This window comes from Ferrovibrio terrae, from assembly GCF_007197755.1.
In the GTDB taxonomy this organism is placed as follows: domain Bacteria; phylum Pseudomonadota; class Alphaproteobacteria; order Ferrovibrionales; family Ferrovibrionaceae; genus Ferrovibrio; species Ferrovibrio terrae.
The window spans coordinates 3,400,057-3,413,134 of record NZ_CP041636.1; the positions used below are offsets into that span (position 1 = coordinate 3,400,057).

The 13,078-nt window shown below is 62.0% G+C and carries 17 protein-coding genes and 1 tRNA gene; 11 read left to right on the top strand and 7 right to left on the bottom strand.

The window, feature by feature from the left end; translation table 11 throughout:
* The 5 genes from plsX to FNB15_RS16625 all read left to right on the top strand — a co-directional run bounded on the left by plsX (position 1) and on the right by FNB15_RS16625 (position 3,273).
* Positions 1–1,092, top strand: a complete 1,092-nt coding sequence (gene plsX / locus FNB15_RS16605) for a phosphate acyltransferase PlsX (protein WP_144069775.1) — start codon at positions 1–3, stop codon at positions 1,090–1,092.
* Complete coding sequence (locus FNB15_RS16610) at positions 1,089–2,060, top strand: beta-ketoacyl-ACP synthase III (RefSeq protein WP_144069776.1); 972 nt, start codon at positions 1,089–1,091, stop codon at positions 2,058–2,060. The genes plsX and FNB15_RS16610 overlap by 4 nt, the downstream gene beginning before the upstream one ends.
* A 131-nt stretch (positions 2,061–2,191) precedes the next feature.
* Positions 2,192–2,521 carry an integration host factor subunit alpha gene (locus tag FNB15_RS16615; RefSeq protein ID WP_144069777.1) on the top strand — a complete coding sequence of 110 codons (330 nt, stop codon included), beginning with the start codon at positions 2,192–2,194 and terminating at the stop codon, positions 2,519–2,521.
* Between the two features lie 30 nt (positions 2,522–2,551).
* Positions 2,552–3,055 carry a MerR family transcriptional regulator gene (locus FNB15_RS16620; protein ID WP_144069778.1) on the top strand — a complete coding sequence of 168 codons (504 nt, stop codon included), beginning with the start codon at positions 2,552–2,554 and terminating at the stop codon, positions 3,053–3,055.
* A gap of 141 nt (positions 3,056–3,196) precedes the next feature.
* A tRNA-Pro gene (locus FNB15_RS16625) sits at positions 3,197–3,273 on the top strand.
* A gap of 13 nt (positions 3,274–3,286) precedes the next feature.
* Here FNB15_RS16625 and FNB15_RS20990 read toward each other — a convergent pair.
* Entirely contained in the window at positions 3,287–3,436 is a 150-nt protein-coding gene (locus FNB15_RS20990) for a hypothetical protein (protein WP_185973591.1), read from the bottom strand.
* Positions 3,437–3,657: 221 nt separating this feature from the next.
* Here FNB15_RS20990 and FNB15_RS16630 point away from each other — a divergent pair, with 221 nt between their 5' ends.
* From FNB15_RS16630 to FNB15_RS16650, 5 genes are all read left to right on the top strand, one after another.
* On the top strand, positions 3,658–4,077 hold the full coding sequence (locus FNB15_RS16630; protein WP_144069779.1) for a hypothetical protein: 420 nt from the start codon (positions 3,658–3,660) through the stop codon (positions 4,075–4,077).
* A gap of 177 nt (positions 4,078–4,254) precedes the next feature.
* The gene (gene yajC, locus FNB15_RS16635) at positions 4,255–4,605 is read left to right on the top strand and encodes a preprotein translocase subunit YajC (protein ID WP_144069780.1); all 351 of its coding nucleotides are present in this window, start codon (positions 4,255–4,257) and stop codon (positions 4,603–4,605) included.
* A gap of 67 nt (positions 4,606–4,672) precedes the next feature.
* Positions 4,673–6,274: a protein translocase subunit SecD gene (secD, locus tag FNB15_RS16640; protein WP_144069781.1), complete on the top strand. Its 1,602-nt coding sequence runs from the start codon at positions 4,673–4,675 to the stop codon at positions 6,272–6,274.
* A 10-nt stretch (positions 6,275–6,284) separates the two neighbouring features.
* A complete protein-coding gene (gene secF / locus FNB15_RS16645) occupies positions 6,285–7,241 on the top strand; it encodes a protein translocase subunit SecF (RefSeq protein WP_144069782.1) in 957 nt (318 codons plus the stop codon).
* A 13-nt stretch (positions 7,242–7,254) separates the two neighbouring features.
* Positions 7,255–7,629, top strand: a complete 375-nt coding sequence (locus tag FNB15_RS16650; protein WP_144069783.1) for an Mth938-like domain-containing protein — start codon at positions 7,255–7,257, stop codon at positions 7,627–7,629.
* Positions 7,630–7,693: 64 nt separating this feature from the next.
* Here the strand turns inward: FNB15_RS16650 and FNB15_RS16655 are convergent, their stop codons facing one another.
* A complete protein-coding gene (locus tag FNB15_RS16655; RefSeq protein ID WP_144069784.1) occupies positions 7,694–8,272 on the bottom strand; it encodes a urate hydroxylase PuuD in 579 nt (192 codons plus the stop codon).
* Between the two features lie 201 nt (positions 8,273–8,473).
* Here FNB15_RS16655 and FNB15_RS16660 point away from each other — a divergent pair, with 201 nt between their 5' ends.
* Positions 8,474–9,301 (top strand): phytoene/squalene synthase family protein, encoded by an 828-nt coding sequence (locus FNB15_RS16660; protein ID WP_144069785.1) that lies wholly within the window; start codon positions 8,474–8,476, stop codon positions 9,299–9,301.
* On the opposite strand, the gene FNB15_RS16665 is transcribed toward FNB15_RS16660, so the two are convergent.
* Genes FNB15_RS16665 through FNB15_RS16685 form a run of 5 tightly spaced genes read right to left on the bottom strand, consistent with a single transcriptional unit; the run spans position 9,298 to position 13,051 of the window.
* On the bottom strand, positions 9,298–10,149 hold the full coding sequence (locus tag FNB15_RS16665) for an SDR family oxidoreductase (RefSeq protein ID WP_144069786.1): 852 nt from the start codon (positions 10,147–10,149) through the stop codon (positions 9,298–9,300). The genes FNB15_RS16660 and FNB15_RS16665 overlap by 4 nt on opposite strands.
* A complete protein-coding gene (gene trmFO / locus FNB15_RS16670; RefSeq protein ID WP_144069787.1) occupies positions 10,146–11,519 on the bottom strand; it encodes a methylenetetrahydrofolate--tRNA-(uracil(54)-C(5))-methyltransferase (FADH(2)-oxidizing) TrmFO in 1,374 nt (457 codons plus the stop codon). The genes FNB15_RS16665 and trmFO overlap by 4 nt, the downstream gene beginning before the upstream one ends.
* 7 nt (positions 11,520–11,526) lie before the next feature.
* A complete protein-coding gene (locus FNB15_RS16675; protein ID WP_144069788.1) occupies positions 11,527–12,051 on the bottom strand; it encodes a hypothetical protein in 525 nt (174 codons plus the stop codon).
* Complete coding sequence (locus FNB15_RS16680; protein WP_144069789.1) at positions 12,039–12,632, bottom strand: regulatory protein RecX; 594 nt, start codon at positions 12,630–12,632, stop codon at positions 12,039–12,041. Before FNB15_RS16680 ends, FNB15_RS16675 begins: the two co-directional genes overlap by 13 nt.
* A 14-nt stretch (positions 12,633–12,646) precedes the next feature.
* Complete coding sequence (locus FNB15_RS16685) at positions 12,647–13,051, bottom strand: GlcG/HbpS family heme-binding protein (RefSeq protein WP_144069790.1); 405 nt, start codon at positions 13,049–13,051, stop codon at positions 12,647–12,649.
* Positions 13,052–13,078 lie beyond the last annotated feature (27 nt).

Genomic DNA, 13,078 nt, shown 5'->3' on the forward strand with positions numbered 1-13,078 from the left:
ATGACCGCGGCCTTAACGATTGCGCTCGACGCCATGGGGGGCGACCACGCCCCCGACGCGGTGATCAAGGGCGCAGCCGCTCTGCTTCCACGTTTTCCGCACGTCAAGTTCATCCTGTTCGGCGATGCCGCACAGGTCGAACCGCTATTGCGTAAATTCCCCACGCTGAACGATCGCAGCGAATTGCGCCACACCGCAGAGAAGGTGGCTAGCGACGACAAGCCGAGCCAGGCGCTGCGCCGTGGTCGCAACACCAGCATGCGTCTCGCCATCGACGCTGTCGCCAATGGCGAAGCCCAGGCTGTCGTGTCGTCGGGCAATACCGGCGCACTGATGGCAATGGCCAAATTTGTGCTACGGACTCTTCCTGGTATCGAGCGCCCTGCGATTGCGTCCTTCCTGCCAACACAGAAGGGCGAAACCGTCGTTCTCGATCTTGGCGCCAATGTCGAATGCGACGCCAGAAATCTTGTGCAGTTCGCCGTCATGGGCGCGAACCTGGCGCATTCCGCGCTGGGCCGGCATCGTCCGCGCGTCGGCCTGCTGAATGTCGGCGTCGAAGACGTAAAGGGCCATGACGAAGTGAAGGCCGCAGCTGAAATGCTGCGCGCCGTGAACAATCCGCCGTTCGAATTCATCGGCTTCGTCGAAGGCAATGATATCGGCGGTGGCAGTGTCGACGTCATCGTCACCGACGGATTCACCGGCAACATCGCGCTGAAGACGGTAGAAGGCACCGCCAAGCTGATGTCGTCTCTGCTGCGCTCGGCTTTTCAGCGTTCGATCTTCACCAAAATCGGCTATCTGTTCGCCAGCGCAGGTCTGGCGATGCTGCGCGACCGCATGGATCCCCGCTTTTACAACGGCGGCGTGATGCTGGGCCTGAATGGCATTGCGGTGAAGAGCCATGGCGGCACCGACGATGTGGGCTTTGCCTCGGCTCTGGAACTGGCGATCGATATGGCGCAGGATCGCCTGATCGACCGTATCAAGGCTGACTTCGCTGGCGCCTTTGCTGAATCGCTGGCCAAGCAGGTAGCAAACAGTGAAGCGGTCCTCAACGAACAAGAGTCGAGTGCGAGGGCCGGATGATTCGCTCTGTTGTGGTGGGATGCGGCAGCTATCTGCCGGAGCGGATTCTGACCAATGCCGACCTCGCCAAGATGGTCGATACGACCGATGAGTGGATCGTCGATCGCAGCGGAATCAAGCAGCGCCATATCGCCGCCGAAGGCGAGCTGACTTCAGATCTTGCGCTGAAGGCCTCGCAGGCAGCGCTGAAGAACGCCGGACTGACTGCCAGCGACGTTGACCTGATCGTGCTGGCGACGGCCACGCCCGATGAAACCTTCCCGGCGACAGCCTGCCGCGTGCAGCACGGCCTAGGGATGACGCGCGGTTTTGCCTTTGATGTGCAGGCGGTGTGCTCGGGCTTCATCTATGCGCTGGCAACGGCCGACAACTTCATCAAGGCCGGCCAGGCTAGGACCGCGCTTGTGATCGGTGCCGAAACTTTCTCGCGCATTCTAGACTGGAACGACCGCACCACCTGCGTGCTGTTCGCAGATGGCGCTGGCGCGCTGGTTCTGCAGGCACAGGATGGCGAGGGCACCAATGATGATCGCGGCATCCTGACCACTCATCTGCATTCCGATGGTCGTCATCACGACCTGCTCTATGTCGATGGCGGCCCGTCCAGCACCCAGACCACGGGCAAGCTCCGGATGCTTGGCAAGGAAGTCTTCCGTCATGCAGTGGTGAACCTCGCCGATGTGGTGAAGGAAACGCTGCAGGCCGTGAACATGACCGCCGACCAGATTGACTGGCTGGTGCCGCATCAGGCCAACAAACGGATTATTGACGGCACTGCCCGCAAGCTCGGCCTGAGCACCGACAAGGTGGTGCTGACCGTTGATCACCATGGCAATACCTCGGCCGCATCCGTGCCGTTGGCGCTCGCCGAAGCTACGGCTGATGGCCGTATCAAGCCGGGCCAGATGGTGCTCCTGGAGGCCATGGGCGGCGGCTTCACCTGGGGCAGCGCCCTGGTTCGCTGGTAGTTCCGATTCTGGGCGGGATTTCCGCCCCTTAAGCCAGATTCCTGCTTTTGATACGCTCAAGGTCTTATTGACGACCGCTTGGGCTTAAGTTAGCGTCATCCCTATAAAATTTAGAAAAAGGGGCGTTGGCGATGAGCGAGAATACCCTGACGCGGGCGCAGCTCAGCGAAGCGATCTACCAGGAAGTTGGCCTGTCGCGCAGTGAATCCGCGCAACTGGTTGAAACTGTTCTGAATGAGATCATCGACAGCCTGATCGCCGACCACATGGTCAAGATCTCCTCTTTCGGCACCTTCCAGGTGCGTTCCAAGGGCGGCCGCATGGGCCGCAACCCGAAAACCGGCCAGGAAGTGCCGATCGACCCGCGTAAGGTGTTGGTTTTCCGCGCCAGCCACGTGCTGAAAGAAAAGATCAACGCCGGCATGCATGCTGCAAGCCAGCAGGTTAAAAGCGGCTCGTAACCTGTCGTTATTCCTGTATGATCGGAGCCCATGGCGACTCCGACCGAGACTCAGGACAAGACCAGCCCCGATAAGTCCGCTAGGACCAAGACCGACGCCGCCTTCCGCACCATAGGCGAGGTCGCCGATCAGCTCGGCCTGCCGCAGCATGTGCTGCGTTTCTGGGAAAAGAAATTCCATCAGATCCGCCCGGTGAAGCGCAATGGCGGCCGGCGCTATTACCGCACCGGCGATATTGCGCTGCTCGAGGAAGTGCGGGTCCTGCTGCATGACCAGGGTTACACCATCAAGGGCGTGCAGAAGCTGTTGCGCGAAGGCGGGCTCGCCAAGGCCGTGCGCGCACGCGGCAAGGCGCAGGCCGCGCCTGAAGCGACGCCAGCTGCCATTGCCAGGAAGCCAACACCTGACCAGCGTCAGATCGGCATGCCGTTCGAACTGCTCAGCGACATGGGCAACCTGAAGCAGGCGCTGAAATCCTGCCTTCGGGAGCTGGAAGCCATCCACGCCGACATCATTTCGCGACAGACGCGCTGACGGTTTCGCCGGTCACGATGAGCCGGCATTCATGCTCATTTTCTAAGGGTTTGGCGCGGTTGCGCCGGGAGGGGGCGGTGGCTATAGTGCGCGCCGCTTCGCAAGGCCGCCTGCATACCCGGCCGCTTCGCGAAGCCCGGTCGGACTGTAGCGCAGCCTGGTAGCGCACTTGTCTGGGGGACAAGGGGTCGTGGGTTCAAATCCCGCCAGTCCGACCAATTCTTCCGATTATCACTCGGCCCCATCCTGCTCGTCGGCCAGACGCGGCAGGTGCCAGACTTCGTGCTCGACCAGTACGCCAACCTCATCCCACCACCAGCGTTCAGCCTCGGCGTCGGTGGCGGCGAAGATAATGGCCTCACGGTTTGTAGCTGCGGTCATCGGACCCTCGCTGTTTGAATTGCTCAGCAGCCGAACGGGTTTGGTCAGGGCATGTTCCTGTGCAGTGCGGTATGTCCAAACTTGGACACAGCGGAACCGCCGAATGTTACAGCACAACCCGATTCTGCCAGGACCACTACCTATAGGGGTAATGCAATATTAACCATGCCGGCTGTCCACTCATCACTGGGCCGGCATCGTGTCGGACGGCGGGAGAGCCAATGTCTGACGTGGTCGCTGAGACGCAGAGGTTCAGGCAGGGGGACCGGATCGACTTCGTCGATATCCGTGTTCGCGATGGCCTGCTGATCATTGAAATTGCCGGCGCGCCGGATACCGCCAAAGTGCTGGATGGCATGCGGGCCGGCTATGAAGCCGGCTGGATTCTCACCGATATGCCGACCCTGGTGGACGTCTCGGGCTTCCAGGGCAAGATAGACTGGGCGGCAATCAAGCGCGTCAGCGAACTCGCGGCCTGGGGCGGCAAGGCGCAGCCATCGCGCGTCGCCTATATCAGTCCCGACTATTTCTTCTCCTTCGTGATCAAGGCGGTGAGCATCCTGTTTCCGCGCGCCTTGCATCGCATGTTCTCGGATCGGCGCGCCGCGCTCGTCTGGCTACAGGCGCCCCAGCCGCACTAGGGACCGCACTGGCAGCAGCTTGATTCTCAAGGCTTTTCGGTGAATGAGCGAGGGGTCCGAACAGGCCTCAGGCGCTTGCAATTGGGGCATCGGCGGCTATAGTCCGCCTCTCGCGTCGCGCGGTCCCCGATAGTCGGCTGGGCTGCCGCGGCCCCAATCATCGACAGGGAGTTTTCTATGCTGATTTCCGAGGCCTATGCGCAGGCGGGTGGTGGCACCACCGACATGCTGACCTCGCTGCTGCCGCTGGTCCTGATCTTCGTCGTCTTCTACTTCCTGCTGATCCGTCCGCAGCAGAAGAAGATGAAGGAACACAAGGCGATGATCGAAGCCGTGCGTCGTGGCGACATCGTCACCACCGCTGGCGGCATCATCGGCAAGGTCATCAAGGTGCAGGAAGATGGCGTTGTGCAGGTTGAGATCGCCGAAGGCGTGAAGGTCAAGGTGCTGAAGGGCACCATCGGCGAAGTCCGCGCCAAGGGCGGCGACATCGACGATGAAGACAAGGCTGAAGCCAAGGCTGGCTGATTGCCACATACGGACGGCGCCGCGCGGCGTCGTCCGCTTTTCACTGCCTGCATGATGTGACTATCCGATGATGTATTTTGCGCCCTGGAAGATCGCGCTGATCGCCCTGGCCTGTCTGGCCAGTGTGATCTTCAGCATCCCGAGCTTTTTCCCGGCGGCCACGGTCGCAGGCTGGCCCAACTGGCTGCCCAAGCGCCAGGTCAGCCTCGGCCTTGATCTGCGCGGTGGCGCGCATCTGCTGCTGGAAGTCGATACGTCCGTCGTGCTGCGCGAGCGTCTGGAAGCTCTGGTTGAAGGCGCCCGCAACGAACTGCGCCAGGCTCGCATCGGCTACACCAATCTGAGCGTCTCCGGCACCAACAGCGTCGTCGTGCGCCTGCGCGATGCCGCGCAGACCGAACAGGCACGCCAACTGCTGATCAAGCTGGCCCTGCCGGTACAGAGCACCTCGGGCCTCGGCTTCGGCACCGGGCCGGTCGATATGGATCTGTCCAGTACGGCCGATGGCCAGCTGCGCATGACATTGTCGGAGCCCGCCTTGCAGGAGCGCGCGCGCAACGCCGTTACACAATCCATCGAAATCGTGCGGCGTCGTATCGACCAGACCGGCGTATCCGAACCCACCATCCAGCGTCAGGGCGCGGACCGTATCCTGGTGCAGCTGCCCGGCATCGACGATCCCGAGCGCATCAAGCGCCTGCTCGGCACCACTGCGAAGCTGACCTTCCGCATGGTGGATGTTGGCGCCGATCCGAATGCACCGGCACCGCCGGGTTCTGAAATCCTCGAAGGCGACAGCCGCGCCGAACGCTACGTCGTCAAACGCAAGGTCGAAGTTGCCGGCGACAATCTGGTTGATGCGCAGGCCGGTTACGACCAGCGCGGCGGCCAAGCAGTGGTGAACTTCCGCTTCGACACCGTGGGCGGCAAGCGCTTTGCCGAAATCACCCAGCAGGCAGTCGGCCAGCCGTTCGCCATCGTGCTCGACAACAAGGTACTGAGCGCGCCGGTCATTCGCGAACCGATCCTCGGCGGTTCTGGCCAGATCAGCGGCAACTTCACGACCGCTTCGGCGAATGACCTTGCCGTGCTGCTGCGCGCCGGTGCATTGCCCGCACCCCTGAAGGTGGTGGAAGAACGTACCGTCGGTCCGGATCTCGGCGAGGATTCGATCCGCGCCGGCCTGATCTCGATCGGCGCCGCTGCCGTGCTGGTGGTGATCTACATGGTGCTGGCGTATGGCCTGTTCGGTCTGTTCGCCAATGTCGCGCTGATCGTCAACCTGGTCATGACGCTGGCCGCCATGTCGCTGCTGCAGGCGACCCTGACGCTGCCGGGCATTGCTGGCCTGCTGCTGACGCTCGGCATGTCGGTCGACGCCAACGTGCTGATCAACGAGCGCATCCGCGAAGAAACCAAGATCGGCAAATCACCGATGGCAGCGATGTCGGCCGGCTTCAGCCGCGCCTTCAGCACCATCGTCGATGCCAACGTCACGACGCTGATCAAGATGGCGCTGCTCTACGCGCTCGGTTCGGGTGCGGTGAAGGGTTTCGCCGTCACGATCTCGATCGGTATTCTTACCTCGATGTTCACTGCTACCGTGCTGGTCCGCCTGATGATGGTGACCTGGCTGCGGCAGCGCCGGCCCACCCTGTTGCCGGTGTAAGGAGACGGGCATGTACAAGCTCCGCCTGATTCCAGACAATACCAGCTACCCGTTCATGAAGGGCCGCATCATCGGCCTCGCCATGTCGGCGTTCCTGTCTGTCATTTCAGTAATCCTGTTCTTCCATCCGGGCCTGAATTACGGCATCGACTTCAAGGGTGGCATCGTGATCGAGGCCCGCCTGCAGCAGCCGGCCGACTTCCCGGCATTGCGGACCCTGATCGGCAATCTCGATCTCGGCCATGCGGCCCTGCAGCAGTTCGGGTCACCGAACGACGTGCTGATCCGCCTCGAGCGCCAGGGCACCGAAGATTCGGCCGCCCAGCGCGCCGCCGACAAGGTGCGTGCTACCCTGCAGCAGTCCTATCCGGGCACTGAAATCCGCCGTGTCGAAGCGGTGGGCGCCAGCGTGTCGGAGGGGCTGTTCCGTGACGGTATGCTGGCGATGGGCCTCGCCATGGTCGCCATGCTGATCTACATCTGGTTCCGCTTTGAATGGCAGTTCGGCATCGGCGCCATCGCAACGCTGGTGCTCGACGTTACCAAGACGATCGGCTTCTACGTTATCACCGATATCCAGTTCAATCTGGTGGCCATCGCCGCTGTGCTGACCATCATGGGCTTCTCGGTCAACGATAAGGTCGTGGTCTATGACCGCGTGCGCGAGAATCTGCGCAAGTACAAGACGCTTCCGTTGCGCGAACTGATCGACAAAAGCATCAACGAGACCCTGAACCGCACGGTGAACACCTCGATCACGGTGTTCCTCTCAACGCTGCCGCTCGCCCTGTTCGGCGGTGAGGCGGTGAGCGAATTCGCCATCGTGCTGCTGTTCGGCATTGTGCTGGCAACGTCGTCGTCGATCTTCATCGCGGCGCCGATCCTGCTGTTCCTGGGCGAGAACCGGCTGCGCCGCGGTCAGCCGTCCGATCAGCCGGAAGCCAAGGCGGCCGCGCAACGGCCGTAGCAAGGAGGCAGGTATGGACCTGCTGCCACATATTCCTGCCGATCGGCAGGTGATCAACGCCTATGGCGACGGGGGTTTCCGAATCAGTGGCAAGCACTGGACGGAGTCCGTGCTGGTTTTCCCGGGCCAGACGCTGGCCTGGGGCATTCCCGACATCAAGGCGATGACGCTGGAGTCGCTGGAACCGGTATTTGCCGCCGGTACCGATGTCGAGATCCTTTTGCTCGGCTGCGGCCCGAGCATGGTTTTTATCGACAAGGCTCTGCGGGCTGCAGTGCGCGGCAAGGGCCCGGTGATCGAAACGCTGGATACCGGCGCTGCCTGCCGTACCTACAATCTGCTGATGGGCGAGAGTCGGCGCGTGGCCGCCGCTCTGATCCCCGTCTAGGGCTGCGGGCAAAGAAAAAGGGCAGCCTCTCGGCTGCCCTTGATCGTTTGAGCGGAACGCGCTGTTACCAGGCGCCGCCATTCTGCTGCGCGACCATGCAATACAGCATCGGGATCGACAGCATGAAGTTGGTGCGCGAACCGAGCATCGCAACGCGGGCCGCCTTGGCCTTGGCTGCGTCGTCGGCCGGTACGATGCCGAGCGCTTTCTTCTGGTTCGGCCAGATGATGAACCAGACATTGGCGGCCATGAACAGGCCGAGATACATGCCGATGCCGATGGTGCGGCTGCCTTCCTGCATGGCGAAGGCCTGATGGCCGTAGCCGTTCAAAATCGACAGGATCAGGCCGGTGATCACGGTGGCCAGCGCAGACCAGCGGAACCAGAACAGCGCTTCAGGGGCGATGAACTTGCCGACGGCGGGCTTCAGCTCGGCGGGAATCTTCGGCATGGTCGGGATCTGCACGAAGTTGAAATACCACAGCAGGCCGATCCACAGGATGCCGGACAGCACATGCAGCCAGCGGAAGAAGAAGCTGACGAAAGCAGCATCGAAGCTGCGATGGACGAGGAAGAAGACGATCAGGGCGAGCACGACGCCCGCGCCGAGCGCCTTGTAGAGGTTTTCGAGAATCTTTGCCATGATGCGGGTCCTTGTTGTTCTTGTTCAGGCTGACCAAGAGAGGCTTGGGCTGCTGATCCGCAACGCACCCTCATTAAAACGAGGGCAGGGGAAGGACGAATCGATCACCGTGTGTGCGTGCATCAGCCTGATTCGCAGGGGTGAGGCTACCATAAAACCCGGTAGCGACAAGCAATCTTCCCGGATTCGCGCGGTTCCTGCATGACCGAGACACCCGCAGATCAGTGCGGCCGCGACCTGCAGCGGCTTGATCCCGACCGCTGGTTGACCACGCTGTTCGCGCCGGATGCGTCGCGTCCTGGCCTGTTCGCGCTTTACGCGTTCAACGCCGAAATTGCGCGGGCACGCGAAAGCGTCAGCCAGCCAATGATCGGCCAGATCCGGCTGCAATGGTGGCGCGAGGCCTGGGACGGAATTGTTGCCGGTACGCCACGTCGGCATCCGGTCGTGCTGGCGCTGCATGACCATTGCCGGCATCTCGACCAGACCATCGTTATGGCGCTGATCGATGCCCGCGAACGCGACATGGAAGATGCGCCTTTTGCCGACCTTCCCACGCTCACTGCTTATGCGAGGGCCACCTCGGCGCCGCTGATGAAGCTCGCTGCACAGCAATTGGATGCGCAGGTGGATGACGCCGTGATTGATGCTGCCGGAGCTGCTTATGCACTGGCTGGCATCCTGCGTGCGGCACCGCATCTGCTGGCGCGGCAGCGCGTGCTGCTGCCGCTGGACCTGCTGTCGGCACAGGGCCTGTCGCCCGAAGCGGTTTATCAGACTGAGGCGAGCGCCTCGCTGAGGCAGATCCATGCCCGCATCGCCTCAGATGCTGAAGCATTTCTGCAGGTAGCTCGGCAGCAAAAAGTCGCTCGCGCCGCTTTGCCGGCTTTGCTGCCGGCAACATTGGGCGGACTGGCGCTGAAGGCATTGCGCCGCAACAACCACGATCCGGTTGCAGCAGAAATGGCCCTCACGCCGCTGAAGAAACAGATGGCCTTGCTGTGGGCCAGCCTGCGCGGACGCCTTTAACGGCTGAAAGTACGGGCGAGGCCGGTCGAGATGTCGATCGGCTCGACGCCTAGCCGGCGGCGCATCTCGTCGATGGGGAAGGTCTTGTCTTCACCCAGGCGGCGCACTTCGTCGATCCTGATCGTGGGAATGCCGGGAACAGCAGCGGTGAGTGCCGCCGCGATCTGCAGGGCGAAACCGGGTACCGGCAACACGGTGGGTGATGTGCCGATCGCGCGGCCGACAGCCTGCACAAGATCGCGATACGAAATGACCTGCGGGCCAGCAACGATGACGGGCTCGCCCGGCGCTTCATCGCGCTGCAATGCAGCCTCGATGCAAGACACGACATCATCAGTATGGATTGGCTGCAGCAGAGCCGTGCCGCCAGCCGGCAGCGGCACCGCGCCGAACTTGCGGATATAAGCTGCAATACGCTGCACATTGGCATCGGCCGGCCCGCCATAAATCATGGTCGGATGCAGCACCACGCCGGGAATGCCGCTGTTGGCCAGCGCCGCCACCGCATCCTTCTGCTTTTCGATATTGCGGTTGGAATAGCGGCTGAAGATGCGGGTCGAGCCCAGCAGCACCACGCGCTTCACCGTCGCCGGCAAGGCCGCCACCACCGCGGCGCCGTCATAGGCATGCACGCAGGAGACAACATACTCGGCGCCCTGCAATGCGGTCTGCAAGCTACCTGGCTGTTCGAGGTCGAAGTGTCGCGCGTCAGTCCGCTGTTCAGGTGTCAGCGCATCAAGCCGGCGGCCAAGCGGAATGACCTTGCGCCCGCGGCCGGCCAGCCTGCGCATCAGGTTCTGGCCGAGTTTGCTGGTGGCACCAACAAGTGTGACGGGACCGTCTGTCATGCAGCCGCGGCGGTCGCTCCGTTGAGCCAGGTGGCCAGATCGCGCAGGGCACGGCGGCTCAGGCCGGGCTTGCGCTCGTTGCGCGGCACATCCGTGCCGAGCGGTGGAAACAGGCCGAAATTGACATTCATCGGCTGGAAATGTTTCGCATCTGCGCCGCCGGTGATGTGGGTATGCAGCGCGCCCAGTGCCGTGGTCGGCGGTGGCGCAGGTTGTTCGCTGCCCAGCCGCTGCGCAGCCGCCATGCGGCCGGCGAGAAGTCCGATCGCGGTGCTTTCGACATAACCCTCCACGCCAGTCACCTGGCCGGCAAAGCGCAGACTGGGCATGGCCTTCAGGCGCAATTGACTGTCGAGCAGCTTGGGAGAGTTGAGGAAGGTGTTGCGATGGATGCCGCCGAGCCGCGCGAACTGCGCATTCTCCAGGCCGGGGATCATGCGGAAGACGCGGGTCTGCTCGGCGTATTTCATCTTGGTCTGGAAGCCGACCATGTTGAACAGCGTGCCCAGCTTGTTGTCCTGGCGCAGTTGAACGACCGCATAGGGTTTGCGGCCAGTGCGCGGATCGGTCAGGCCGACCGGTTTCATCGGGCCGAAGGTTAGCGTGCGTGGGCCGCGCTCCGCCATCACCTCAATGGGCAGGCAGCCCTCGAAATAGGGCGTGTTCTTTTCCCAGTCCTTGAATTCTGTTTTCTCGGCCGCGAGCAGGGCTGCATGAAATTCAAGGTAATTCGGCTTCTCGAAGGGGCAGTTGATGTAATCCGCGCCTTCGCCCTGTTCGCCGGCGCCGCCAGGGCCCACCTTGTCGTAGCGCGACTGGAACCAGGCCTTGTCCATGTCGATACTGTCGCGATGCACGATGGGCGCGATCGCATCGAAGAAGGCGAGACTCTGCTCACCGGTCAATGCACGCACGGCATCCGCCAGCGGCGGTGAGGTGAGCGGGCCGGTTGCCACAATCACATTGTCCCATTCGGCGGGCGGCAGGCCAGCGATTTCCTCGCGGCGCAGTTCGATCAGCGGGTGCGCTTCGATGACTTTCTGCACCTCGGCGGAAAAGACATCACGGTCGACCGCCAACGCGCCGCCGGCCGGCACCTTGGCGACATCGGCTGCCCGCATGATCAGGGAGTCGCAGCGGCGCAGTTCCTCATGCAGCAGGCCGACGGCATTGCCTTCGGGATCGTCGGAGCGGAAGGAATTCGAGCAGACCAGTTCGGCCAGCCCTTCACCCTGATGCGCATCGGTCTTGCGCACGGGACGCATCTCGTGCAGCACCACGGGCACGCCGGCGCCGGCGATCTGCCAGGCGGCTTCCGAGCCGGCCAGACCGCCACCAATCACATGGATGGGTCGAATGTTCTCACTCATTCAAAACTCACTCTGTACCTGCTTGGGCAAGCGAAAGATCTTTCATCTTCTCTCGCGCTTCTGCGGGATTCACTTCGCTTACGTGAAACGAACGTTTCGTTCCACTGTCACCCGAAAGGATCGTGCTGAGTGCTTTTGTGCCCGGCGACAAAGTCTCAATCGTGGTGTAAGTCGCCTCAAAGAAGCGTTCTTCGCCCGGTTTCAGATTAAGACGGTAAGTGCCTGTGGTTATTATACCGCCGCCACCTTTTGCAAGGAACACGATGTCCCGGTCAGCCACAACATCGTGAATGTATACGCCAGCCTGACGAATAACATAGTATTTGCGATCATCGATGTACGTGATTGGGGCATAGAGGCTGCCATATTCAGCAGCCTGACGAAAAACATAAATACGCGCCTTGTCGGAAGCGATAGGCTTTACACCTCCCGAGGCAACAACCTGGCTCATTTTCTGCCCACCGGCCTGGCAACCGGTCATCCAGACAAGAAGCGGAATAACAAGCCAACGCCACGAAGCTAATTTTCCCATCCTTCCCCCTCGAGCAGCTTTTCTAAGTCAGCAATATCTTTTGAATTGAGAATCTTCATTGCCACGGCCTGACTGAAGCCGCGACGGGCGAGGGCGCCCAGATCCTTTTGCCGCATCTCGGCCCGCTGCGCCGGATCGCCGCGATACGGGCCCAATTTGCGCTTGCGGGCAAAAGCCGCCGCTGCAGGCAGGTCGGAAACCGGGGTTGCGGATTCAGCCGCCAGCCGCTCCAGCGCCGCATCGGCATCTTCCTTGCCGATACCTTTGACCGCAAGGGTCTGCCGGATGCGGCCCAACGATTTGCCCTCCGCGTACAGGCGTCGCACACGGCTGATTGCATAGGCCTGATCGTCCAGCAACCGGTTGCGCTGCAGTTTGGCGATTAACTCGGCAACCCAGCCGATGGCTTCCTCTTTGGTCGGCGCGCCGTGTTCCCTGATCGAACTGCTGATCTTGCGATCCAGCACCCGGCGGAGATTCCCCGCCGAGCTGCTGTAGCGTTCCAGATAGAAGAGGGCTGCCTTTTCCAGATATCCCGGCGTGATCTTTTTCGGGACTTTCCTCTGGCGGCCGCCGGTCATGGAACGGGAGGCGTTCAGGCGCCCAGCTTGGCGATACCGGCGCGGGCGATGATCGCATCATCACTCGACTTCACGCCCGACACGCCAACACCGCCGATGCAGACACCGTCCACGATGATCGGCTCACCGCCTTCCAGCAGTACCATATCCGGCACCGACAGGAACGCATTACGGCCGCCGCCGACGATATCTTCCAGCGCCTTGGTCGGCTTGCGCGAAAAGGCGGCTGCCTTGGCCTTGCCCTGGCTGATATAGGTCGACTGCGTCGGCGCGCCGTCCAGGCGCTGGAAATGCAGCAGGTGGCCGCCATCGTCGGTGATGGCGATGCTGACCTTCCAGTCGTTTTTGATAGCCTCGGCTTCGGCGCCGGCGGCAATGGCCTGAACATCGGCCAACGTCAGGGCTTTACGCGTGATCATACAAACTCCCCCTCAATCACTTCGGTT

What these genes read in the sequence shown, in the direction of transcription:
- plsX (WP_144069775.1), top strand. Translation starts at nt 1, where the DNA reads ATGACCGCGGCCTTAACGATTGCGCTCGACGCCATGGGGGGCGACCAC.
- FNB15_RS16610 (WP_144069776.1), top strand. Translation starts at nt 1,089, where the DNA reads ATGATTCGCTCTGTTGTGGTGGGATGCGGCAGCTATCTGCCGGAGCGG.
- FNB15_RS16615 (WP_144069777.1), top strand. Translation starts at nt 2,192, where the DNA reads ATGAGCGAGAATACCCTGACGCGGGCGCAGCTCAGCGAAGCGATCTAC.
- FNB15_RS16620 (WP_144069778.1), top strand. Translation starts at nt 2,552, where the DNA reads ATGGCGACTCCGACCGAGACTCAGGACAAGACCAGCCCCGATAAGTCC.
- FNB15_RS20990 (WP_185973591.1), bottom strand. Translation starts at nt 3,436, where the DNA reads ATGACCGCAGCTACAAACCGTGAGGCCATTATCTTCGCCGCCACCGAC.
- FNB15_RS16630 (WP_144069779.1), top strand. Translation starts at nt 3,658, where the DNA reads ATGTCTGACGTGGTCGCTGAGACGCAGAGGTTCAGGCAGGGGGACCGG.
- yajC (WP_144069780.1), top strand. Translation starts at nt 4,255, where the DNA reads ATGCTGATTTCCGAGGCCTATGCGCAGGCGGGTGGTGGCACCACCGAC.
- secD (WP_144069781.1), top strand. Translation starts at nt 4,673, where the DNA reads ATGATGTATTTTGCGCCCTGGAAGATCGCGCTGATCGCCCTGGCCTGT.
- secF (WP_144069782.1), top strand. Translation starts at nt 6,285, where the DNA reads ATGTACAAGCTCCGCCTGATTCCAGACAATACCAGCTACCCGTTCATG.
- FNB15_RS16650 (WP_144069783.1), top strand. Translation starts at nt 7,255, where the DNA reads ATGGACCTGCTGCCACATATTCCTGCCGATCGGCAGGTGATCAACGCC.
- FNB15_RS16655 (WP_144069784.1), bottom strand. Translation starts at nt 8,272, where the DNA reads ATGGCAAAGATTCTCGAAAACCTCTACAAGGCGCTCGGCGCGGGCGTC.
- FNB15_RS16660 (WP_144069785.1), top strand. Translation starts at nt 8,474, where the DNA reads ATGACCGAGACACCCGCAGATCAGTGCGGCCGCGACCTGCAGCGGCTT.
- FNB15_RS16665 (WP_144069786.1), bottom strand. Translation starts at nt 10,149, where the DNA reads ATGACAGACGGTCCCGTCACACTTGTTGGTGCCACCAGCAAACTCGGC.
- trmFO (WP_144069787.1), bottom strand. Translation starts at nt 11,519, where the DNA reads ATGAGTGAGAACATTCGACCCATCCATGTGATTGGTGGCGGTCTGGCC.
- FNB15_RS16675 (WP_144069788.1), bottom strand. Translation starts at nt 12,051, where the DNA reads ATGGGAAAATTAGCTTCGTGGCGTTGGCTTGTTATTCCGCTTCTTGTC.
- FNB15_RS16680 (WP_144069789.1), bottom strand. Translation starts at nt 12,632, where the DNA reads ATGACCGGCGGCCGCCAGAGGAAAGTCCCGAAAAAGATCACGCCGGGA.
- FNB15_RS16685 (WP_144069790.1), bottom strand. Translation starts at nt 13,051, where the DNA reads ATGATCACGCGTAAAGCCCTGACGTTGGCCGATGTTCAGGCCATTGCC.